Source organism: Aeromonas dhakensis, assembly GCF_002285935.1.
Lineage (GTDB): Bacteria > Pseudomonadota > Gammaproteobacteria > Enterobacterales > Aeromonadaceae > Aeromonas > Aeromonas dhakensis.
Map to the genome: position 1 here is coordinate 1,045,001 of NZ_CP023141.1, position 20,945 is coordinate 1,065,945.

Annotated in this window: 18 protein-coding genes; 10 read left to right on the forward strand and 8 right to left on the reverse strand. The window is 63.7% G+C overall.

The window, feature by feature from the left end:
* Positions 1–41 precede the first annotated feature (41 nt).
* Entirely contained in the window at positions 42–1,451 is a 1,410-nt protein-coding gene (glnA, locus tag CK627_RS05170; protein ID WP_005307807.1) for a glutamate--ammonia ligase, read from the reverse strand.
* A gap of 352 nt (positions 1,452–1,803) precedes the next feature.
* Here glnA and typA point away from each other — a divergent pair, with 352 nt between their 5' ends.
* The 4 genes from typA to dtd all read left to right on the forward strand — a co-directional run bounded on the left by typA (position 1,804) and on the right by dtd (position 5,315).
* Entirely contained in the window at positions 1,804–3,615 is a 1,812-nt protein-coding gene (typA, locus tag CK627_RS05175; protein WP_005307808.1) for a translational GTPase TypA, read from the forward strand.
* Positions 3,616–3,786: 171 nt separating this feature from the next.
* Positions 3,787–4,659: a virulence factor BrkB family protein gene (locus CK627_RS05180; RefSeq protein WP_017778606.1), complete on the forward strand. Its 873-nt coding sequence runs from the start codon at positions 3,787–3,789 to the stop codon at positions 4,657–4,659.
* Positions 4,660–4,662: 3 nt separating this feature from the next.
* The gene (locus tag CK627_RS05185; protein ID WP_437339682.1) at positions 4,663–4,800 is read left to right on the forward strand and encodes a ribonuclease BN; all 138 of its coding nucleotides are present in this window, start codon (positions 4,663–4,665) and stop codon (positions 4,798–4,800) included.
* Positions 4,801–4,880: 80 nt separating this feature from the next.
* The gene (dtd, locus tag CK627_RS05190; protein WP_043171993.1) at positions 4,881–5,315 is read left to right on the forward strand and encodes a D-aminoacyl-tRNA deacylase; all 435 of its coding nucleotides are present in this window, start codon (positions 4,881–4,883) and stop codon (positions 5,313–5,315) included.
* Here the strand turns inward: dtd and CK627_RS05195 are convergent.
* The gene (locus CK627_RS05195) at positions 5,304–5,981 is read right to left on the reverse strand and encodes a spermidine synthase (RefSeq protein WP_026141220.1); all 678 of its coding nucleotides are present in this window, start codon (positions 5,979–5,981) and stop codon (positions 5,304–5,306) included. The genes dtd and CK627_RS05195 overlap by 12 nt on opposite strands.
* Before the next feature lie 51 nt (positions 5,982–6,032).
* On the opposite strand from CK627_RS05195, the gene CK627_RS23145 reads away from it, so the two are divergent.
* Both CK627_RS23145 and CK627_RS05200 read left to right on the forward strand, forming a co-directional pair.
* Positions 6,033–6,167, forward strand: a complete 135-nt coding sequence (locus tag CK627_RS23145; RefSeq protein WP_302476478.1) for a hypothetical protein — start codon at positions 6,033–6,035, stop codon at positions 6,165–6,167.
* Complete coding sequence (locus CK627_RS05200) at positions 6,155–7,063, forward strand: bifunctional GNAT family N-acetyltransferase/hotdog fold thioesterase (RefSeq protein WP_005307835.1); 909 nt, start codon at positions 6,155–6,157, stop codon at positions 7,061–7,063. Before CK627_RS23145 ends, CK627_RS05200 begins: the two co-directional genes overlap by 13 nt.
* A gap of 62 nt (positions 7,064–7,125) precedes the next feature.
* On the opposite strand, the gene CK627_RS05205 is transcribed toward CK627_RS05200, so the two are convergent.
* The 4 genes from CK627_RS05205 to gntU all read right to left on the reverse strand — a co-directional run bounded on the left by CK627_RS05205 (position 7,126) and on the right by gntU (position 14,445).
* The gene (locus tag CK627_RS05205) at positions 7,126–9,192 is read right to left on the reverse strand and encodes an AsmA family protein (protein ID WP_095591823.1); all 2,067 of its coding nucleotides are present in this window, start codon (positions 9,190–9,192) and stop codon (positions 7,126–7,128) included.
* Between the two features lie 170 nt (positions 9,193–9,362).
* Complete coding sequence (recG, locus tag CK627_RS05210) at positions 9,363–11,432, reverse strand: ATP-dependent DNA helicase RecG (protein ID WP_065017236.1); 2,070 nt, start codon at positions 11,430–11,432, stop codon at positions 9,363–9,365.
* A gap of 176 nt (positions 11,433–11,608) precedes the next feature.
* Positions 11,609–12,958 carry a CDP-diacylglycerol--serine O-phosphatidyltransferase gene (gene pssA, locus CK627_RS05215; protein ID WP_026139269.1) on the reverse strand — a complete coding sequence of 450 codons (1,350 nt, stop codon included), beginning with the start codon at positions 12,956–12,958 and terminating at the stop codon, positions 11,609–11,611.
* 146 nt (positions 12,959–13,104) lie between these two features.
* Positions 13,105–14,445, reverse strand: a complete 1,341-nt coding sequence (gntU, locus tag CK627_RS05220) for a gluconate transporter (protein ID WP_095591824.1) — start codon at positions 14,443–14,445, stop codon at positions 13,105–13,107.
* 245 nt (positions 14,446–14,690) lie between these two features.
* Between gntU and CK627_RS05225 the strand changes: the two genes are divergently transcribed.
* The 3 genes from CK627_RS05225 to CK627_RS05235 are packed head-to-tail and all read left to right on the forward strand — an operon-like array spanning position 14,691 to position 17,644.
* Entirely contained in the window at positions 14,691–15,200 is a 510-nt protein-coding gene (locus CK627_RS05225) for a gluconokinase (RefSeq protein ID WP_005307862.1), read from the forward strand.
* Positions 15,197–16,993 (forward strand): phosphogluconate dehydratase, encoded by a 1,797-nt coding sequence (gene edd, locus CK627_RS05230; protein WP_095591825.1) that lies wholly within the window; start codon positions 15,197–15,199, stop codon positions 16,991–16,993. Before CK627_RS05225 ends, edd begins: the two co-directional genes overlap by 4 nt.
* Positions 16,994–17,002: 9 nt before the next feature.
* Entirely contained in the window at positions 17,003–17,644 is a 642-nt protein-coding gene (locus CK627_RS05235) for a bifunctional 4-hydroxy-2-oxoglutarate aldolase/2-dehydro-3-deoxy-phosphogluconate aldolase (protein ID WP_010635429.1), read from the forward strand.
* Between the two features lie 97 nt (positions 17,645–17,741).
* Here the strand turns inward: CK627_RS05235 and CK627_RS05240 are convergent, their stop codons facing one another.
* The gene (locus CK627_RS05240; protein ID WP_017778598.1) at positions 17,742–18,749 is read right to left on the reverse strand and encodes a substrate-binding domain-containing protein; all 1,008 of its coding nucleotides are present in this window, start codon (positions 18,747–18,749) and stop codon (positions 17,742–17,744) included.
* 90 nt (positions 18,750–18,839) lie between these two features.
* Between CK627_RS05240 and CK627_RS05245 the strand changes: the two genes are divergently transcribed.
* Positions 18,840–19,490, forward strand: coding sequence for a Qnr family pentapeptide repeat protein (locus tag CK627_RS05245; protein ID WP_017778597.1), 651 nt, complete (start codon positions 18,840–18,842; stop codon positions 19,488–19,490).
* A gap of 110 nt (positions 19,491–19,600) precedes the next feature.
* On the opposite strand, the gene CK627_RS05250 is transcribed toward CK627_RS05245, so the two are convergent.
* Positions 19,601–20,941 (reverse strand): peptidoglycan DD-metalloendopeptidase family protein, encoded by a 1,341-nt coding sequence (locus CK627_RS05250; RefSeq protein WP_095591826.1) that lies wholly within the window; start codon positions 20,939–20,941, stop codon positions 19,601–19,603.
* Positions 20,942–20,945: the final 4 nt, after the last annotated feature.

A 20,945-nucleotide genomic window follows, 5' to 3' on the forward strand; every position in this document is an offset into this window, starting at 1 on the left:
CCTGTCGGCGGGTTTGGTCAAGTTCTGAGCTGGGATCCGGATTAAACGGAGTAGTACAGTTCAAATTCCAGCGGGTGCGGGGTCATGCGCACGCGGTCAACGTCCTGCTGCTTCAGCTCCAGGTAGGAGTTGATGAAGTCGTCGCTGAACACGCCACCGCGGGTCAGGAACTCGCGATCCGCATCCAGAGCGGCCAGGGCTTCGTCCAGAGAGCCGGCCACGGTCGGCACTTCGGCAGCCTCTTCCGGCGGCAGATCGTACAGGTTCTTGTCCATGGCATCGCCCGGATGGATCTTGTTGATGATGCCGTCCAGACCGGCCATCAGCTGGGCAGCGAAGGCCAGGTACGGGTTGGCAGCCGGATCCGGGAAGCGGACTTCGATGCGGCGCGCTTTCGGGCTCGGTACCACCGGGATACGGATGGAGGCAGAGCGGTTGCGGGCGGAGTAGGCCAGCATGACCGGTGCTTCATAACCCGGAACCAGACGCTTGTAGGAGTTGGTGGTCGGGTTGGCGAAGGCGTTGATGGCCTTGGCGTGCTTGATGATGCCGCCGATGTAGTGCAGCGCCATCTCGGACAGACCGCCGTACAGGTCGCCGGCGAACAGGTTGACGCCGTTCTTGGCCAGAGACTGGTGGCAGTGCATGCCGGAGCCGTTGTCACCGAACATGGGTTTCGGCATGAAGGTGACGGTCTTGTTGTAGGCGTGGGCCACGTTGTGGATCACGTACTTCAGTACCTGAACTTCGTCAGCCTTCAGGGTGAGGGTGTTGAAGCGGGTGGCGATCTCGTTCTGACCGGCAGTGGCCACTTCGTGGTGGTGAGCCTCAACGACCTGGCCCATCTCTTCCAGCACCAGACACATGGCGGCGCGGATGTCCTGAGAGGAGTCGACCGGGGCAACCGGGAAGTAACCGCCCTTCACGAACGGACGGTGGCCTTTGTTGCCGTGCTCGTAGTTGGTACCGGAGTTCCAGGCGGCTTCTTCGGATTCGATCTTCACGAAGCTGTGACCCATGGTGTTCGAGAAGGTGATGTTGTCGAACATGAAGAATTCCGGCTCCGGCCCGAACAGCACGGTGTCGGCGATACCGCTGGCTTTCAGGAAGTCTTCGGCACGTTTGGCGATGGAGCGCGGATCGCGGTCGTAACCCTGCATGGTAGCGGGTTCCAGCACGTCACAGACGATGTTCAGGGTGGTCTCTTCGGTGAACGGGTCCAGCTTGGCAGAGGCAGGATCCGGCATCAGCACCATGTCGGATTCGTTGATGCCTTTCCAGCCGCCGATGGAGGAGCCGTCGAACATCTTGCCGTCTTCGAAGAAATCTTCGTCGACCTGGTGGGCAGGGATGGATACGTGCTGCTCTTTACCCTTGGTATCGGTAAAGCGCAGGTCGACAAACTTGACTTCGTGTTCCTGGATCAGGGCCAAAACGTTCTGGGCTGACATGCTAAGTAACCTCCGGTGTTAAAACTCTTAGGGTGAATGCGTCATCACATTCACATAAGCCAGTATCGTGCCAAGTTTGTGACAGCTTGATTTCAGGGCATTTGCGACTACGGGCCTGCCCCGAGACTCGCTATCTCAGCGCGTTACGCCTCAAAGTAGTGCAACCTTGGATCGTTTTGGTGCACTAAAATGGTGCGTGGTATACGGTCGGCCCCTATCTAAGCAGGCTTTGATGAGAAGGTCTATGATCCTGATCCCCTGTTATGCGCGAATGTACTGCAATTCTGCTAGGCAGATCACAAAGGCGAGAGTACAATTAGCGCCCAATTTTACCCGGTGATTTGAGGCGAGAATGTTAGAGAATTTACGCAATATTGCGATTATTGCGCACGTTGACCACGGCAAAACCACGCTGGTGGACAAGCTGCTGCAGCAATCCGGCACTCTGGATCGCACCAGCGAAGGTCAGGAACGGATCATGGACTCCAATGATCTGGAACGGGAACGTGGCATCACCATTCTCGCCAAGAACACTGCGATCCGCTGGAACGACTACCGCATCAACATCGTGGATACCCCGGGTCACGCCGACTTCGGTGGTGAAGTTGAGCGTGTGCTCTCCATGGTTGACTCCGTACTGCTGCTGGTTGACGCCGTTGACGGCCCGATGCCGCAGACCCGTTTCGTGACCCAGAAGGCGTTCGCCCAGGGTCTGAAGCCGATCGTGGTCATCAACAAGATCGACCGTCCGGGTGCTCGTCCTGACTGGGTAATGGATCAGGTCTTCGATCTGTTCGACAACCTGGGAGCCACCGATGAGCAACTGGACTTCAAGGTTGTTTACGCCTCTGCACTGAACGGTTGGGCCACCCTGGATCAAGACGTCGAGTCCGAGAACATGGAACCCCTGTTCCAGGCCATCGTCGACAACGTGGAAGCGCCTGCCGCGGACACCGACGGTGCCTTCCAGATGCAGATCTCCCAGCTGGACTACAACTCCTACGTGGGCGTTATCGGTATCGGCCGCATCACCCGTGGTCGCGTCAAGACCAACCAGCAGGTGACCGTAGTGGGTGCCGATGGCAAGACCCGTACCGGTAAAGTTGGCCAGGTGCTGGGCTACCTGGGTCTGTCCCGTACCGAAGTGGCCGATGCGCAAGCTGGCGACATCATCGCCATCACCGGTCTGGGCGAGCTGAAGATCTCCGACACCATCTGCGACAACGGTGCCGTTGAAGCGCTGCCGCCGCTCTCCGTTGACGAGCCGACCGTGAACATGACCTTCCAGGTCAACACCTCTCCGTTCGCCGGTAAAGAGGGCAAGTTCGTGACCTCCCGCAACATCCTGGAGCGTCTGAACCAGGAGCTGGTCCACAACGTGGCCCTGCGTGTGGAAGAGACCGACGATCCGGACAAGTTCCGTGTCTCCGGCCGTGGTGAACTGCACCTCTCCATCCTGATCGAAAACATGCGTCGCGAAGGCTACGAGCTGGCGGTATCCCGTCCGGAAGTTATCCTGCGCACCGTGGATGGCGTTCTGCAAGAACCGTTCGAAACCGTAACCGTGGACGTGGAAGAAGCACACCAGGGTTCCGTCATGGAGCAACTCGGCCTGCGTAAGGGCGAGATGACCAACATGACTCCGGATGGCAAAGGCCGTGTTCGCCTCGACTTCATGATCCCTAGCCGTGGCCTGATCGGCTTCCAGACCGAGTTCATGACCCTGACCTCAGGTACCGGTCTGCTGTACCACACCTTCGACCACTACGGTCCGCACAAGGGCGGCAGCATCGGTGAGCGTCAGAACGGCGTGCTGATCTCCAACGCTACCGGCAAGGCGCTGACCTATGCCCTGTTCGGTCTGCAAGACCGTGGTCGTCTGTTCATCGGTCACGCGACCGAAGTGTACGAAGGCCAGGTGATCGGTATTCACTCCCGTTCCAACGACCTGACCGTCAACTGCCTGAAGGGCAAACAGCTGACCAACATGCGTGCCTCCGGTACCGACGAAGCCCAGGTGCTGACTCCGCCGATCCGCATGTCGCTGGAACAGGCTCTGGAGTTCATCGACAACGACGAACTGGTTGAAGTCACTCCGAAGAGCATCCGTATCCGCAAGAAGCTGCTGACCGAGCTGGACCGCAAACGCGCCGGTCGTGCTTGATCCGCTGCATCAGCGATGAAAAGAGGCCTGCGGGCCTCTTTTTTTATGGTCGTTTCCCGCAGAAGGGGCAACGGTCGCGCCCGGACGAGTCGCATTCGGCCGGCTCGCGGGTGGTCAAACGGTGACGGGATCTGACACAATGTCGACATGATGAAGACATCGGGAAGCACAATGCAGCTGAAATCCGGTGGCCGTCTCGGTCACGCCCTCTCTTTCTTGCGCCATGATGGGCGCCATTTTGCCCAGTTCGTCTGGGGCCGTTTCCAGCAGGACAGGCTGACGGTCACCGCCGGCTATCTGGCCTATGTCACCCTGCTCTCCCTAGTGCCCATGATAGCCGTGGTGTTCGGCATGATGTCGGCCTTTCCTGTGTTCCAGAGCCTGAAGCAGGCGATGGAGCAGTTCGTCTATCACAACTTCGTGCCCACCGCCGGCGAGATGCTCAAGGAGTACATCGACGGCTTCGTGGCCAACGCCACCAACACCACGGCAGTCGGTATCGGTGCCCTGATCGTGGTGGCGCTGATGCTGATCTCGGCCATCGACAAGAACCTCAACTACATCTGGCGTTCGACCCGGAGCCGGCCGCTGGCCCAGGCATTCGCCATGTACTGGATGATCCTGACCCTGGGCCCCGTGCTCATCGGGGCCAGCATCGCCATCTCCTCCTATATTTTCTCGCTGCGGCTGTTCGGGGCCGAGAGCCTGTTCGGCATCGGCTACCTGCTGCTGCGCGGCCTGCCATTCCTGTTCTCTGTGCTCACTTTCCTGCTGGTCTATACCGTGGTGCCCAACTGCAAGGTGCGGCTGATGCACGCCTTCATCGGCGCCCTGGTGGCGGCCACCCTGTTCGAGCTGGCCAAGCGCGGTTTTGCCATCTACATCACCAACTTCCCCTCCTATCAGGCCATCTATGGTGCCCTGGCGACCATCCCCATTCTGTTTGTCTGGGTCTACCTGAGCTGGCTGGTGGTCTTGCTTGGCGCGGAAACCACCGCCTGCCTTGGTGAATATGAGCGGCCTGCCTCAGAAGAGCTGGCTTGAACCTTGTTGTTGGCATTGGCGACCATGCTGTTTGTCTGGACCTATGTGGACTGCCTGAGCTGGCTGGTGGTCTTGCTTGGCGCGGAAACCACCGCCTGCCTCGGCGAATATGAGCGACCGGGTGCCGATGAGTTGGCCTGATCCGGCCCCTTGCTGTTAGCATCGACGACCGCCCCCGTCAGTAGATGGGGGCGGTCGTTTCGTTTTGAGAGGAGAGGGATGTGATTGCACTGATTCAGCGGGTCAGCGAGGCCAGCGTAACGGTAGAGGGCGAGGTGACCGGAGCTATCGGTCAGGGTCTGCTGGTGCTGCTCGGGGTGGAGCAGGGGGATGACGAGGCCAAGGCCGACAAGTTGCTGCACAAGGTGAGCGGCTACCGCATCTTCTCCGATGAGAACGGCAAGATGAACCTCAACGTGAGCCAGGCCGGCGGCAGCCTGCTGGTGGTCTCCCAGTTCACCCTGGCGGCGGACACCAACAAGGGGATGAGACCCAGCTTCTCCGGCGGTGCCCACCCGGTCGAGGCCGAGCGGCTGTACGACTACTTCGTGGCGCGGGCCGCCAGCGGCATACCGACTGCCACCGGCCGCTTCGCCGCCGACATGAAGGTGGCGCTGGTCAACGACGGCCCGGTCACCTTCTGGCTACAGGTCTGACGCCAGCGGATCGCGCGGGCTGGTGTGCAGCAGTATGTTGCGCAGCCCTGGCACCGGGTAGGGGGTGGTGGGACCGACCCACTGCTCCAGCAGCATCAGCACCCGGGTCAGCTCGAGGCGGGTGCGCGGCAGCAGGTTGATGATGAGCTCGCCGTTGAGGCGGGGGGCCAGCGCCTGATAGATGCGCTCCTGGAACAGCAGCGGCGGATTGCCGTCCTGGCTGAACAGATCGAGCAGGATGAGGTCGTACTGTGCCTCGCTCTGCTCCAGAAAGGCGAGGGCATCGGCCTGGTGCAGGGTCGGTGTACGCTGGCTGCCTTGTTCGGGCTGAAAGAACAGCTGATAGAGAGTGATCACCTCTTCATCGAGGTCGACGCACTCGTGGCGGGCATCGGGCCAGCGTCGACGCAGATGGCGAGTGAGATCGCCGCCCCCCAGCCCCAGCTCGAGGATGCTGGCGGCCTGTTCGGGCAGCAGACAGGCGATCACCTGTTGGTGCGGCAGGCAGAGGGTGGCGGGTTCGGCCAGGGACATGGCCGACTGCACCACGCCGTCGATCTCCAGCCAGCGGTGATGGGCATTTTCCTGCACGGTGAGCCGGCGCTGGGGCTTGGCGCTGAGGTGCAATAAGTGGTCGGCTTGGTACGCTTGCAGATTGAAGTCCATGAATTTGCACGGCAAGATGGTTTTCGACCAGTGTAACTCAAGGATGGAACTATGTACCGGGTGGTCACCCCCCAGACGGCAGCCGAGCTGGATGCCCATTATCAGTTGAGCTGGGAGGCATGGGTGCGCAAGCCCTTCCGTCTGTCCGTCGGCGCCAACTCAAGGATCGCTTTATGTACCGGGTAGTCACTCCTCAAACCGACGCCGAGCTGGATGCCTACTACCAGTTGCGCTGGGAACTACTGCGTAAACCCTTCAATCTGCCTCTCGGTTCCGAGCGGGATGAATACGACACCGTCGCCATTCACCGGCTGATGCTGGCCCCCGACGGCACACCCATCGCGGTGGGGCGTCTGTTTGTCGGCGGTGACGAGGCGCAGATCCGCTTCATGGCGCTGCGCCCCGAATTTCGCGGTCAGGGGCTGGGTGCCCGCATGGTGCAGGATCTCGAACAGCTGGCCTGCAGCGAGAAGGTGAAGCGACTGGTGATGAATGCCCGCCAGGAGGCGGTGGAGTTCTACCGCAAGTGCGGCTTTCTCGAGGTGGGGGAAGGCCCCGTCTCCTTCGGCCGCATCCCGCACCGCCAAATGATCAAGTCTCTGAGCCCGCTGCAGACCATCCAGTACCGCCCCGAGTGGTGCCAGGATCTCACCACCCGCTGGTCGCAGGGCATTCCCATCAGCGAGAAGATGGGGGTGCACATCACCCACTACGACGGTCAGACCTTCCACCTCAAGGCCAATCTGGCGGCCAACCTCAACGTGCATGACACCATGTTCGCCGGCAGCATCTACAGCCAGTGCGTGCTGGCGGGCTGGGGCCTGATCTGGCTGCAGCTCAAGGAGGCGGGACTGGTGGGGGATACTGTGCTGGCGGAGGGCAACATCAAGTACTACCGGCCGGTCAAGGAGGAGCCGGAGGCGCGGGTGGCCCGCGAAGGCATGCCCGCCGTGCTCGAGCCGCTCAAGGCCGGTGAGTCCGCCAAGTTCAGCCTCAAGATCAAGCTGTTCAGCGGCGACAAGCTGGCAGCAGAGTTCCTCGGTCACTACGTGGTGCAGCCGGTCAAGCGGCCGGGTCAGTAGCGGCGCGCGGGATCCCATCAAACAACAAGGCCTCATCACGAGGCCTTGTTGCTTTCTATCGGCTAGCCGTTGGCCGCCTGCGCGGCCTGGGCCTTCGGCGCCGGTCGCCAGAGCGGGCTGCCGTTGCCCTGGGGCGGGTAGCGCACCCCTGTCTCCCAGCCACAGCCGTCCGGCTTCTGCTGGAAGCCCCAGCTGAGGGTCGGCTCGGCGAGCGGCCCGCGCCACTGGCCGAGCAGTTCGGCGCAGTGCTGGCCGTTGAGAACGCCCAGATCCAGCTGCCACTGCTCATTGACCAGATCGACGCTGCCCTGCAGCCCCAGCAGGTGGGTGATGGTAGAAGCTCCGGCCTGCTCGATCTTCAGCTGGCCCTGGGCCACCTTGCCCTGCAGCTTGATGCGATAGAAGGGGGTGTCCCCCTCCTGCATCGCCTGCCAGAGCTCGGCCGGGGTGAGGGTCGGCGCCGCCGCCTGCTTGAACCACTGATCCAGCAGCGGATCTATCTGCACCTTGTCCCAGAAGGGCTCGGTGGCATCGAGGGCAATATTCCCCTGCAGGGAGTTGCGCCAGGCGCCCGGGGTGCCGCCGTGCAGCGCCTGCAGATCGGCGCTCAGGTCCATCTTGCCGGCGAAGGAGACAGGGGAGTGGAGGATCTTGCCCCACTGCACCAGATCCAGTTTCTCGCCCTTGAGCTGCACCCGGCTGGTCTGGCCCGGCTCGCGTCCCCACTGGCCGCTCAGGCTGAGGCTGCCCTCATCCGGCAGCGAGCTGGTGAGCTTGTTGAGCTGCCAGGAGCCGGCACTCAGCTCGCCATCCAGTTCGCCGTTGCGGGCGCTGAGGCCGTCCCACACCAGTTCGAACCAGGCGCTCTCGAGGCGGGCCCGGCCTAGCAGCGGCCCTGGCTGATTGCCGCGCAGGCTGAGGTCGGTCAGATAGAGCTGCCAGCCGGTCAGGGAGAGGGGCAGGGTATCGTCGAAGGAGAGCACCTTGAGCTTGTCGAAGGCCAGCTTGCGGATGTCGATCTGCTGCGGGCGCCAGCTCTGCCAATCCTGCCACCACCCTTCCGGCAGGCTGATGTCCATGCCGCTCAGCGCCATGTCCTTCAGGGTCAGCTTCTGCTGCAGGGGATCGAAGGAGAGCTCCAGGTTGAACTCCCCTTCATAGGCCTTGCCCTGCAGCTCGGCATCCAGCTGCTGGGGCGAGAAGGCGACCTTGCCCTGAATGGCCTCCAGCTGGAACAGGCCACGGCCGAGATCGCCGAGGGTTCCCGAGAAGTAGCCGCTGGGCGTGCTGCCGGCCTGCCAGTTGAAGGCGGTCAGCTGGCCGCTGAGGTTGTTGAGGGCCAGCTCCTGCTCGATGTCGTTGAAGCTGAGATCCCGGATCTGGCCGAGATCCAGGCTGACCTGGCGCAGGGGAGATTCGGCTTTGGCGAGGGTGCCCCACTCGATGCGCATGCCCTGGCTCTTGAGGTTGTTCAGCCGCAGGCTGCGGGCGGGCCAGTCCAGCACCATGCCGGTCTCGAGCAGACCGTCGAACAGGTTGGCGGTCAGCTTGTCGGTGCTCAGCACCTGCCCCTCCAGCCGACCGGCCAGGTTGAGGCGGGAGAGGGCCCAGGCCGGGGTCGCCAGCTCAGTGATGTTGAGGGTCAGGTTGGCCTGGGGCGGGCGCACCGGGTTGAGCAGCTGCCAGTCGCTCAGGGTGGCGTTGAGGCCGCGCAGGGTCAACCCGTCGCTCTCCAGGCTGAGCCGGTCTATGGTGCTGTCGGCGATGGTGAGGGAGTGCACCGGCAGGCTCGGCAGCTGGTTGGGCAGCGGCAGCTTGATGGCCGGGCGAATGAGGTCGAGATGGGCGATGCGTACGTCCCGGTTCAGCCAGTCGATGCTCTCTATCTCGAGATAGATCTTGTCGAGGGTCACGGCGTTGCCGTAACTCACCTGCTCCGCCAACAGGGTGTAGGGGTGAAGCGGGTTGAACACAAGTCGGCCTATGGTGACGGGTACGCCAGTCTGCTGGCTGAGCCAGCCGGCGATGGGCCCCTTGGCCCGCTCGGCGTCGAACAGGCCGAGCCCGACCCAGACAAACAGCAACAGGAAGGCAAGGGTGTAGAGCAGGCCGCGCAGCCAGGAATTCATAAGCGCTTTCCTCCTGTATTGGTTGGGTGATCAGGCGTTGGCAGCGTGATCCCGCAGGTCAGGTATTGGAATAGTGATCCCGCAGACCGAGCCAGCGTCGTATCAAGGGCTCGACATGGCCTGGGTGTCTATCCAGCAGGCAATGTGCCCATCTTCTGCCTCTGCCTTGGTCAGGCATTGGAGTAGTGATCCCGCAGGCCGAGCCAGCGTCGTATCAAGGGTTCGACATGATCTGGGTGGCGGTCCATCAAGAAGCGCGCCATCTTCTGCACCTGCGGGATGAGCGGTTGATCCCGCACCAGATCGGCGATCTTGAGATCGGCCAGGCCAGTCTGGCGGGTGCCGAGCAGTTCCCCCGGGCCGCGCAGCTCCAGATCGCGCTGGGCGATGAGGAAGCCGTCGTTGGTCTCCCGCAGCACCCCGAGCCGGCTCTGGGCCGTCTTGGACAAGGGAGCATGATAGAGCAGCACGCAGTGGGAGGCCACCGAGCCGCGCCCGACCCGGCCGCGCAGCTGGTGCAACTGCGCCAGCCCCAGTCGCTCCGGGTTTTCGATGATCATCAGGCTGGCGTTGGGCACGTCCACCCCCACCTCGATGACGGTAGTGGCGACCAGCAGTTGCAGTATGCCCGCCTTGAACTCCTCCATCACCCGCTGTTTCTCGACCGGCCGCATCCGGCCGTGCACCAGCCCGATGTGCAGGCCGGGCAGCCGATTTTGCAGCTCGGCGGCGGTGTCCTCGGCGGCCTGGCACTCCAGTACCTCCGACTCCTCGATCAGGGTGCAGACCCAGTAGGCCTGCTTGCCCTCCTCACAGGCCAGTCTGACCCGTTCGATCACGTCCTGGCGGCGACTGTCCGGCAGCGCCACCGTGGTGATGGGGGTGCGGCCCGGCGGCAGCTCGTCGATGATGGAGGTGTCGAGGTCGGCATAGGCGGTCATCGCCAGGGTGCGGGGGATGGGGGTGGCGGTCATGATGAGCTGGTGGGGATGTACCCCCTCCCGCTCTCCTTTTTCCCGCAGGGCGAGGCGCTGATGCACACCGAATCTGTGCTGTTCGTCGATGATCACCAGGGCGAGGCGCTGGAACACCACCTGCTCCTGGAAGATGGCATGGGTGCCCACCACCATCTTGACGCTGCCGTCGGCGATGGCAGCCAGCGCCTCCTCCCGCGCCTTGCCCTTCTGCTTGCCCGCCAGCCAGCCCACCCCGATGCCGAGCGGTTCCAGCCACTTGGCGAAGTTGATGGCGTGCTGTTCGGCCAGCAGCTCGGTCGGCGCCATCAGCCCCACCTGACAGCCGTTGCCGATGGCCTGCAGGGCGGCCAGCGCCGCGACCAGGGTCTTGCCGGAGCCTACGTCCCCCTGCACCAGCCGCATCATGGGGTGGCTCTGCTGCAGATCCTTGCCTATCTCGGCCACCACCCGGTTCTGGGCACCGGTGGGGGTGAACGGCAGGGCACCGAGCAGCTGTTCCACCAGGGCCGGGGCCGGCTTGAGGGCGCGGGCCAGCTGGGTCTGTGCCTGGGCCCGCACCTTGAGCACAGATAGGTTGTGGGCCAGCAGCTCCTCCAGCACCAGTCGCTGCTGGGCCGGGTGCTGGCCGCTTTCCAGCAGGGCCAGCGCCACCGAGGGGGGCGGACGGTGCAGCAGCTTCAGAGCCGCGGCCAGATCGATCTGCTGGGGATAGAGGCCGGCGGGCAGCAGCTCCTCCACGCCGTAGAGGTCGAGCTGGGCCAGCGCCTGATCGGTGAGGCTGCGCAGGGTGAGCTGGCGCAGCCCCTCGGTGGTCGGATAGACGGGGGTGAGCGCCTCTTCGGTCTGGCCGGCCTGCTCCTCGCCGAGCAGCTTGTACTCGGGGTGGGCCATCTCCAGCCCGTACTTGCCGGGGCGCACCTCGCCGAAGCAGCGCATCAGCCGGCCCGGACTCAGGCTGTTCTTCTGGGCGGCGGTGAAGTTGAAGAAGCGCAGGGTGAGGGTGCCGGTGCCGTCGCTGATGCGGCAGACCAGCATGCGGCGGCGCCCCATCACCAGCTGAGTGTCCTGGATCTCCCCCTCGACGGCGCCGTGCAGGCCGGGCGGCAGATCGCCGATGGGCCACACCTGGGTGCGGTCCTCGTAGCGCAGGGGGAGGTGGAACAGCAGATCCTGCACCGTGGCCAGCCCCAGCCGCTCGAGCTTTTCCTGCATCTTGCTGCCGACGCCCTTGAGGCTGTCGAGGGAGATTTTATCCAATTTCATCAATTAGATGCCCGAAAACACTGTAAATATGTCCAGATGATAGGGTTTATTGCCGTCCCGACGCAAGCCGCGTCGCGCGGTTGGGGCTCGGCTGGTGGGGAGCGGAGCCCCCAATGACAAGGGCCTGCCGAGATGCGGCAGGCCCTTGTGAGGATACCCGAGGTCGCGATGCGCGGTCAGATGATGCGCTTGAGCAGGATATGGGCCTTGACCCTGTGGATCCGGGCCAGCAGCTTGCGCACTTGATCCGGGTAGTCCTGGATCTGCTCGATCTGATCGAAGTGGCTGATGCGCTTGGTGTTGGTCAGGATGTTCTCGCGCTCGGCATTGAACTGGGGCCGCAGCAGGTGGCGGCGATCGTAGACCAGCAGGCCGTTCTCCAGATCCAGCGCCCAGGCGCGGGGATTGAGGTTGTTGCCGGTGAGCAGGGCCCACTCGTCATCCACGAAGATCCCCTTGAGGTGGTAGGAGTTGCGCTCGCAGCACCAGAGCATCAGGTTGAGACGGCCGGCATCGATGTGATGCTGGTTGCGCTCGGCGAACTTGCGCAGGTTGGTCTCGTACAGATAGGGCAGACCGCCGATGGTGGAGAATTTCTCCTCCGGCGGAATGAAGAAGTCGTTGGCGGTCTTGTCGCCCACCACGATCGTCACCTTGCAGCCGCGCTTGAGCAGGGCCTCGATATCCTTGTTCAACTCCTTGGGCGGGTTGAAGTAGGGGGTGCAGATGAAGATCTCCCGCTCGGTGGCCCGCACCAGGGTGCGGATCATCTTGTTGAGCTGGTTGCCGCGCTTGCCCAGGCCGCTCATCGGGGTGATGGCCACCTCCTGGCTGTTGACCGGCATGGTGTCGAAGCGGTACTGGCCGAGGCGCAGGTTGTGCTTGAAGCGGCGGATCGGCCCCTTCAGCTGCTTGGCACTGGGGATGTCGGTGCGATCCAGCCGCTGCACCGCCTCGCTGCGCAGGAACAGGTCATCCACGTAGTTGACCATGCTGCGGGTCAGCTCCGGGCTGGTGATCTGGTGATAGCGGTCGAAACGGTAGCGATCCTGCTGGTGCAGGTAGATGTCGTTGAGGCTGGCACCGGAGTAGAGCAGGGTGTCATCGAAGATGAACCCCTTGAGGTGCAGCACTCCGAGCAGTTCACGCCCTTTCACCGGCACGCCGTAGATGGCGATCTGGTGCTCGTGGCGAGCGGCCATCTCCTGATACATCAGGTGGTTGCCACCCTGCTTGCCCTTGCCGATCAGGCCGCGCTGGGCACGGTGGAAGTCGACGAACACCTTGACGTCGAGGGCCGGGTTGCGCTGTTTGGCGGCATAGAGGGCAGAGAGGATCTCCCGTCCCGCCTCGTCATCCTGCAGATAGAGCGCCACCAGATAGATGCGGCGAGTCGCGCTGGCGATGAGCGAAAGGATCCGGCTCTTGAAGTCCTTGGCGCTGCTGAGCACTTCAAACTGGTCTGCGGCGACGGCGATCTGGGGCAGGCGCGCCAGCAGCTGTCGATAATGTGCCGATGAATGCATAGAGAAACCTGAAATCACTGCGTTAAGCGTTCCACTCGGAGCGATGGATAGGCGATTCTAGCAATCTCGCCCTGTTAGCCAAAGAAAGAATCGTCATAAAGATGAAAAAGGCCTCACATCGGAGGCCTTTTTCTGCACGGTCGCGATCAGAGGAAGCTGTAGATCAGCATGGCCATCACGCCGCCCGTGGTACCTATGATGGTTTCCATTACGGTCCAGGTTTGCAGGGTCTGCTTCTCGGTGAGACCGAGGTAGCGGTTGGCCAGCCAGAAGCCGGAGTCATTGACGTGAGAGAGCACTATGGCCCCGCCGCCGATGGCGATGGTGACCGCCGCCAGCTGGGCACCGCTGAGACCGCGCGGCTCCAGCATCGGCAGCACCAGGCCGCAGGCGGTCAGCATGGCGACGGTGGCGGAACCCTGAATGACCCGCACCGCGGCCGCCAGGATGAAGGCCAGCGCAACGATGGGCAGGCCGGAGTCCGCCAGCATGTTGCCGAGGGCGGCGCCGACACCGGAATCCACCAGCACCTGCTTGAACACGCCACCGGCACCGGTCACCAGGATGATGACGCCGGCCGGCTGGATGGCGCCGTTGCAGACGCTCATCACCTCGTCACGGGACATGCCGCGGCGGATCCCCAGCAGGTAGAAGGCGGCCAGGCAGGCGACCATGATGGCGGTGAAGGGGTGGCCGATGAACTCCAGCCAGCCGTGCAGAGGCGTGCCAGCATCGACGAAGCGGCCGACGATGGTTTTGAGACCGATCAGCAGCAGCGGCAGGCCGATGAGGCCCATGGCCAGCCCGAAGGAGGGCAGGTTCTGGCCGTCGTCATGGGCACTGCTCTGGGCGTCGGCCGGCAGCGGCACGTCCACTACCTTGCTGATCAGCTCGCCAAACAGCGGGCCGGCCAGGATCAGGGCCGGAACGGCGGCGATCAGGCCGAACAGGATCATGTAGCCGAAGTCGGCACCCAGCTGGGAGGCCACCAGGATGGGGCCCGGCGCCGGGATCAGGAAGGCCTGGCAGGTGGCGATGCCTGCCAGCAGGGCGATGCCGATCTTCACCACGCTGCCGCCGCCGCGGCGGACGATGGCGAAGGCGACGCCGATCAGCAGCACCACGGCCACGTCGAAGAACAGCGGCAGTGCGCAGACGAAGCCGGTCAGCGCCATGGCCCAGTTGGCGCGCTTGACGCCGAACTTGCCGAGCAGGGTGTGGGCCACCCGGTCGAGGGCGCCGGTAACTTCCATCACCTTGCCGAACATGGCACCCAGTGCCACCACCACGGCGACGAAACCGAGGGTGCCGCCCATCCCTTTCTGGATGGTGGCGGCGATGTCGGCCGGGTTCATGCCGGCGGCGAGTCCCGCCACCATGGAGACCAGGATGAGGGAGACGACCGCGTGCAGGCGGGCCTTCATCACCAGAAAGAGCAGCAGCACGATGGAGCCGGCGGCCGTCATGATCAGGGAGAGGTCAGACATTGTTGTGCATTCCTTGTTCCAAGTTCAGTATCGACACCCTGCCGATCCATCGGCAGACCATATCTTTATGATTTATTTAGATTTATGGTCAGGGCTCAAACTCGCTTGCCCAGGTGACTATGAGTGCGCTCAGTCTGTGGCAGACTTCACAATTCTTGTTGTTACCGGTAACATGTTACCGGTAACGTGCTAAGTTAGAACCCATCGGCAGCACGTTTTTTGAAAAATGAGATAGAGGTCAAACAATGGCGGGTAAGAGCATTATCGTGATGGGTGTGTGTGGTAGCGGCAAGTCCAGCGTGGGCCTCAAGGTGGCCAGCGTGCTGGGCGCCAAGTTCATCGACGGTGATGATCTGCACCCCAGGGCCAACATCCAGAAGATGGCCGGTGGCAACCCGCTCAACGACGAGGATCGCGCCCCCTGGCTGGAGCGGATCCGCGACGCGGCCTACAGCCTGGAACAGAAGAACGAGGTGGGCGTCATTGTCTGCTCGGCCCTCAAGAAGCAGTATCGCGACCAGATCCGCGAGGGCAACGAGTCGGTCAGCTTCCTCTTCCTCGACGGCAGCCAGCCGCTGATCCTCGAGCGGATGCGGGCCCGCAAGGGCCACTTCATGCGCGAAAGCATGGTACAAAGTCAGTTCGATACCCTGGAGCGCCCGGACGGCGAAGCCGGTGTATTCCACATCGATATCGACGGCACCTTCGAACAGGTGGTTGATCGCGCCGTCACCGCATTGGAGCAAGCCCAATGATCCATCAGGTTATTTCCAGCGTCACCGCCCGCATTCGCGAGCGCAGTGCCGCCCGTCGCCAGGCCTTCCTGGCCCGCATCCAGCGCCAGGCCGATCAGGGCAAGACCCGAGCCGCGCTGGCCTGCGGCAACCTAGCCCACGCCGTGGCAGCCTCCAGCTGTGACGAGAAGGGTCGCATCCTCGACATGACCCGCGCAAACGTCGGCATCGTCACCGCCTACAACGACATGCTGAGCGCCCATCAGCCCTATCAGGGCTATCCGGACATCATCAAGGCCGCGCTGGCCGAGCTCGGCCACAGCGCCCAGGTGGCCGGCGGTGTGCCCGCCATGTGCGACGGCGTGACCCAGGGCCAGCCGGGGATGGACATGTCCCTGTTTTCGCGCGATCTGATCGCCCAGGCGACCGCGTTGTCGCTCTCCCACAACACCTTTGACGCCACCCTGCTGCTCGGCATCTGCGACAAGATAGCGCCGGGCCAGATCATGGGAGCGCTCTCCCACGCTCATCTGCCCACCGCCTTCGTGCCGGCCGGCCCGATGGCGAGCGGCATCAGCAACGACGAGAAGGTGAAGGTGCGCCAGCAGTACGCCGCCGGCGAAGTGGGTCGCGATGCCCTGCTCAAGATGGAGTGCGGCGCCTACCACGCGGCCGGCACCTGCACCTTCTACGGCACCGCCAACACCAACCAACTGGTGTTCGAGGCCATGGGTCTGATGTTGCCGGGCTCCGCCTTCGTGCACCCGCACAGCGAGCTGCGCCGCGCCCTCACCGAGGAGGCGGCCCGCCGCATCAGCGCCATGATCCCGGGTTCCCCGGCCTATCGCCCCCTGAGTGCGGTGATCGACGAGCGCTCGCTGGTCAACGGGCTGGTGGCCCTGCTCGCCTCCGGCGGCAGCACCAACCACAGCATCCATATGGTGGCGCTGGCCCGCGCCGCCGGTCTGGTGCTGACCTGGGACGACATCAGCGATCTCTCCGACGTGGTGCCGCTGTTGGTACGCATGTACCCGAACGGCCCGGCCGACGTGAACGCCTTCGAACAGGCGGGTGGCGTGCCCGGCCTGATGCGCCGGCTGGCGCAAGAGGGGCTGATCCACCTGGATGCCACCCCGGTCTTCGGCGAGATGCAGGATTACCTCAGCCGCCCGGCACTGGTGGATGGCAAGCTGGTATGGCAGCCGGTGGGCGAGAGCAGTGATGCGAGTGTATTGTCGCCTTCCGGTAGCCGGTTCCAGGCCACCGGCGGCACCAAGCTGCTCTCCGGCAATCTGGGCCGCGCCGTGGTCAAGGTCTCTGCCGTGGCCCCCGAGTATCGGGTGATTGAAGCCCCGGCCCGGGTCTTCTCCTCCCAGCATGCGGTGGAGGCGGCCTACAAGGCGGGCGATCTCAATCAGGACGCCGTCATCGTGGTGCGTCACAATGGCCCGGCCGCCAACGGCATGCCGGAGCTGCACAAGCTGATGCCGGTGCTCGGCAACCTGCAGAAGGCGGGTTACAAGGTGGCACTGGTCACCGATGGTCGCCTCTCCGGTGCCTCCGGCAAGATCCCGGCCGCCATCCACGTCACCCCGGAAGCGCTGCACGGCGGGGCCATCGGCCTGCTTGCCGATGGCGACCTGCTGCGGGTGGACGCGGTAACCGGCAGCCTCGACTGCCTGACCGATTTGAGCGGCCGTACCCAGGCCGAGATCGACCTCACCCTGGAACAAGAGGGGTGGGGCCGTGAACTGTTCAGCGTGATGCGTCGCGCGGTATCGAGCGCCGAGTGTGGCGCCACCATCTTTGACTAAGGAAGAGCTATGCAGAACTGGAAAGTGACCCCGGCCGAGGTGTTTGCCGCCTCCCCGCTGGTACCCGTGATGGTCATCAATGAGCTGGATCAGGCCCTGCCGATGGCCAAGGCGCTGCTGGCCGGCGGCATCTCGGTGTTCGAAATCACCCTGCGCACCCCGGTGGCACTCGATGCGATCGCCCTCATCGCCAAGGCGATGCCGGAGGCCATGGTCGGTGCCGGTACCGTGCTCAACTGCGCGCAGTTTGACGCCGCCGTGGCCGCCGGTGCCCGCTTCGTCATCTCCCCGGGGATGACCCCGGCCCTGCTGGCCCATGCAGCCAACAGCACGGCGCCGCTGATCCCGGGCGTGGCCACCCCATCCGAGGTGATGCAGGCGCTGGAAGCGGGCTACGACCACCTCAAATTCTTCCCGGCCGAGGCGAATGGCGGCACCAAGGCGCTGGCCGCCATCGCCGCGCCGCTGCCCCAGGTGAAGTTCTGCCCCACCGGCGGTATCGGCCCGAAAAACGTGGCCGATTATCTGGCGCTCAAGTGCGTCGCCACCGTCGGCGGCTCCTGGATGCTGCCGGCCGAGGCCGTCAAGAACGGTAACTGGGAAGAGGTGACCCGACTCTCCCGCGAAGCCGTCGCTCTGGTCGCATCCTGATTTGACGCCGGCGTGAGCCGGACCTTCCGTTTGCCAAGCAAGCAGGCCACCCTCGGGTGGCCTGCTCTGTTTTAGCTGCATGGTGGGGATTTGGGCCTCAGCCCAGGCTGTCCCCCTCGTACAGGGAGAAGCCCATGTCGAGCCGGGTGTCGGCCAGCGGCTGGCCGTTGAGGCGGGCCAGCAGCATGGTGGCGGCCGCACGGCCGATCTCCTTGCGCGGCGTGACGATACTGGCCAGCTTGGGGGTCATGGCGTGGCCGATGTCGAGGGCGTTGCTGCCGGCGATGGCGATCTGCTGGGGCACGGGTATCCACTTGGCCTGACACTGCAGCAGGGCGCCCACCGCCAGGTCATCGTTGGTGCAGAACAGGCCGTCCAGATCGGGATAGCGTACCAGCGCCTGCTCCAGCAGCTGGCCGCCGAGGGTGAAGCTGGAGGATTGCTCGGTCAGCAGGTGCTGGCCGCTCAGGCCGAAATCCTGCATCGCCTGGTAGTAGCCCTCCATCCGCAACTGGGTACGCACGTCGAGCCGGGCGCCGAGATAGACCAGCTTGCGTCGGCCCCGCCGCAGCATCTCTGTTACCATGGCCCGGGCGGCCGCCCGGTGATCCATGCCGACCACCATGTCGATGGGGCTCTGCGGCAGATCCATGGTCTCCACCACCGGGATGCCGGCGGTGGCAATCATCTTGCGGGTGCGCTCGGTGTGCTGGCTGTCGGAGAGGATCAGCCCATCCACGTGATAGGAGAGCAGGGAGGCGACCTGCTCCTCTTCCCGCTCAGGGCTGTAGCCGTAGTGAGCCAGCAGGGTCTGGTAACCGGCGGGCCGGGTCACCGATTCGATGCCATGCACCACGGCGGAGAAGACCTGGTTGGAGAGGGAGGGGATCAGGATGCCGATCGCCTTGCTGGTGGCGTTGGAGAGAATGTCCGGCGCCCGGTTGGGGATGTAGCCGAGATCCTCCACCGCGGCGGCGATCCGCTCGCGGGTGCCCTCGGCCACGGCTTGCGGGTCGCGCAGGTAGCGGCTGACGGTCATCTTGGTGACCCCGGTCAGGTCGGCTATGTCCTGCAGGGTGGGGCGGCGCTTGCGGGTATCGTTCATCTCTGGATCCGGGACAAATGTTACGTGTAACATTACCGTTTTTTTGTAACAAAGTCAGCATATGACGCCGTCAACAAGGGGAATCTCAGGATGATCAAGGCCAAGTGCTTTGAGGGTGTGCGCTTCGAGCAGCAGGACCTGGCTGGGGAGCAGTTTCAGGGATGCCGTTTCATCGGCTGCAACTTCTCCAGGCTAGATCTCGGCGAGAGCCGTTTCGTCGACTGCAGCTTCTACGATCGGGAGAGCGAACAGAACTGTTTGCTGCAGGGCTGCAATCTGCGCGAGGCGAGTTTTCTGCGCTGCGATCTCACCATGGCCGACTTCAGTCACAGCCAGTGCCTCGGACTCGAGCTGCGCGACTGCCAGGCGATGGGGATCAACTTCTCCCGCGCCAGCTTTGCCAACCAGATCACCGTCAAGAGCTACTTCTGCGAAGCCCATCTTACCGGCAACAACTTCAGCTACGCCAATTTCGAGGGCTGTCTGCTGGAAAAATGCGAATTGAGCGGCAATCGCTGGCAGGGGGCCAACCTGTTCGGCGCCTCGCTGGCGGGCTCGGATCTCAGCGGCTCCGAGTTCGGCCAACTGGACTGGAGCCGCATCAACCTGCAGGGCTGCGATCTGCGTCAGTGCGATCTGCCCGGGCTGGATCTGCGGCGGGTCAATCTGCACGGGGTGCAGATCAACGAAGATCAGCAACAGGCCTTGCTGGAGCAGATTGGGCTGGTCGTCTTCCCTTGAACAGCCTGAAAAAGAGGTAATTTTTCACCAAAGGTGGCGCGTCGCCGCGCGCTGCCGGAGGGACGACAGCCTGCGCAAGGCAGGCTGTCGGGGGAGGAGGCAAGTCGGCGTCAGCGCTTGGCCAGCCACTTGGTGGGGTTGATGGCCTCGCCCTGGTAGCGAATTTCGAAGTAGAGGCCGGGTCTGTCCTGGCCGCCACTGTCACCGACCAGCGCCACCGGTTCACCCTGTTCCACGTTCTGGCCCACCTGGCGCAGCAGCGACTGGTTGTGACCGTAGAGGCTCATGTAGCCGCGGCCGTGATCGATCACCAGCAACATGCCGAAGCCGTCCAGCCAGTCGGCATAGACCACCTGGCCCGGTGCCACCGCCTTGACCTGGGTCCCTTCGCTGGCGCCGATCAGGGTGCCCTTCCACTTCAGCTCGGCGGTGCGCGGCGAGCCGTAGGCGATGAGGATCGGCCCCTGCACCGGCCAGCGCAGGCTGCCATTGGTCTTGAGCCCGCTGTAGTAACCGGCGCTGCTGATGCCGGAACCTCGTTCAGGCTTGCTGGTGGTGCTCTCCCGGCTGGCGGTCTGCTGCTGGGCCGCCTTGCTCTGCTGGGCAGCGAGCCGCTCCTGTTCGGCGCGGCGCTGTTCGACCAGCTTGCGTTGCCGCTCCTGTTCCGCCTTCAGCTTGGCAAGGCGCTCCCGCTCGCGGCGCTCCTGCTCTTCCCGCTGGCGGCGCAACTCTTCCAGCCGTGCCTTCAGCGCTTTCTCCGCCTTGACCAGCTTGGTCAGCTTCTGTTCGTCATCCTGCACCGACTGCTGCAGCTGGTTGCGCACCTTGGCGCGGCTCTGCTGGCTGGCCAGCAGACTTTGATGGTGCTGCTGCTGTTCGGTGAGCAGGGATTGCAGCCGGCTTTCGGTCTCTTTGGTGGCCTGCTGGTTTTTGGCCAGCTTGGTACGGGTGGCCCGCAGGGCTTCGATGGCCTCGATGCGTGCCTTGTTGAGGTAGTCGTAGTAGTCGAGGGAACGGCTCAGTTTGGCCGGATCCTGCTGGTTGAGCAGCAGTTTGAGGTAATCGTGGTTGCCGGCGGTGAAGGCGCTCTCCGCCTGTTTGGCCAGCAACTGCTTCTGGCGGCTGGCCTGCTGCTCCAGATCCAGCTTGTCCTGTTGCAGCCCCACCAGCTTCTGCTGGTTCTCTCTGAGCTGCTGTCTGGTCTGGTCGAGCTTGGCGGCGGCGGCCGAGATGGCCTGCTCATCGGCCTTGAGCTGGGTGTTGAGCTTGGCCAGCTCCTGTTTGCTGAGCTTGATGGTCTGCTGCTGTTCCTTGATCTGGGACTGCATGGCGCCCAGCTGCTGGTTGGCAGCCCAGGCCTTGCCCGGCCCGAACGACAGACAAAAAAACAGCGCGCCGGCCAACAGGCCGACGCGACTGGTTTTGGTTGAAATCACTTCGCATCCCCGCATGGGG

Coding starts and splice junctions, on each gene's coding strand:
- CK627_RS05240 (WP_017778598.1), bottom strand. CDS start 18,749: ATGAACGATACCCGCAAGCGCCGCCCCACCCTGCAGGACATAGCCGAC.
- CK627_RS05195 (WP_026141220.1), bottom strand. CDS start 5,981: ATGGACTTCAATCTGCAAGCGTACCAAGCCGACCACTTATTGCACCTC.
- gntU (WP_095591824.1), bottom strand. CDS start 14,445: ATGTCTGACCTCTCCCTGATCATGACGGCCGCCGGCTCCATCGTGCTG.
- CK627_RS05235 (WP_010635429.1), top strand. CDS start 17,003: ATGCAGAACTGGAAAGTGACCCCGGCCGAGGTGTTTGCCGCCTCCCCG.
- edd (WP_095591825.1), top strand. CDS start 15,197: ATGATCCATCAGGTTATTTCCAGCGTCACCGCCCGCATTCGCGAGCGC.
- pssA (WP_026139269.1), bottom strand. CDS start 12,958: ATGCATTCATCGGCACATTATCGACAGCTGCTGGCGCGCCTGCCCCAG.
- CK627_RS05225 (WP_005307862.1), top strand. CDS start 14,691: ATGGCGGGTAAGAGCATTATCGTGATGGGTGTGTGTGGTAGCGGCAAG.
- typA (WP_005307808.1), top strand. CDS start 1,804: ATGTTAGAGAATTTACGCAATATTGCGATTATTGCGCACGTTGACCAC.
- CK627_RS05205 (WP_095591823.1), bottom strand. CDS start 9,192: ATGAATTCCTGGCTGCGCGGCCTGCTCTACACCCTTGCCTTCCTGTTG.
- CK627_RS05180 (WP_017778606.1), top strand. CDS start 3,787: ATGCAGCTGAAATCCGGTGGCCGTCTCGGTCACGCCCTCTCTTTCTTG.
- glnA (WP_005307807.1), bottom strand. CDS start 1,451: ATGTCAGCCCAGAACGTTTTGGCCCTGATCCAGGAACACGAAGTCAAG.
- CK627_RS05245 (WP_017778597.1), top strand. CDS start 18,840: ATGATCAAGGCCAAGTGCTTTGAGGGTGTGCGCTTCGAGCAGCAGGAC.
- CK627_RS05200 (WP_005307835.1), top strand. CDS start 6,155: ATGTACCGGGTAGTCACTCCTCAAACCGACGCCGAGCTGGATGCCTAC.
- CK627_RS05250 (WP_095591826.1), bottom strand. CDS start 20,941: ATGCGGGGATGCGAAGTGATTTCAACCAAAACCAGTCGCGTCGGCCTG.
- recG (WP_065017236.1), bottom strand. CDS start 11,432: ATGAAATTGGATAAAATCTCCCTCGACAGCCTCAAGGGCGTCGGCAGC.
- CK627_RS23145 (WP_302476478.1), top strand. CDS start 6,033: ATGTACCGGGTGGTCACCCCCCAGACGGCAGCCGAGCTGGATGCCCAT.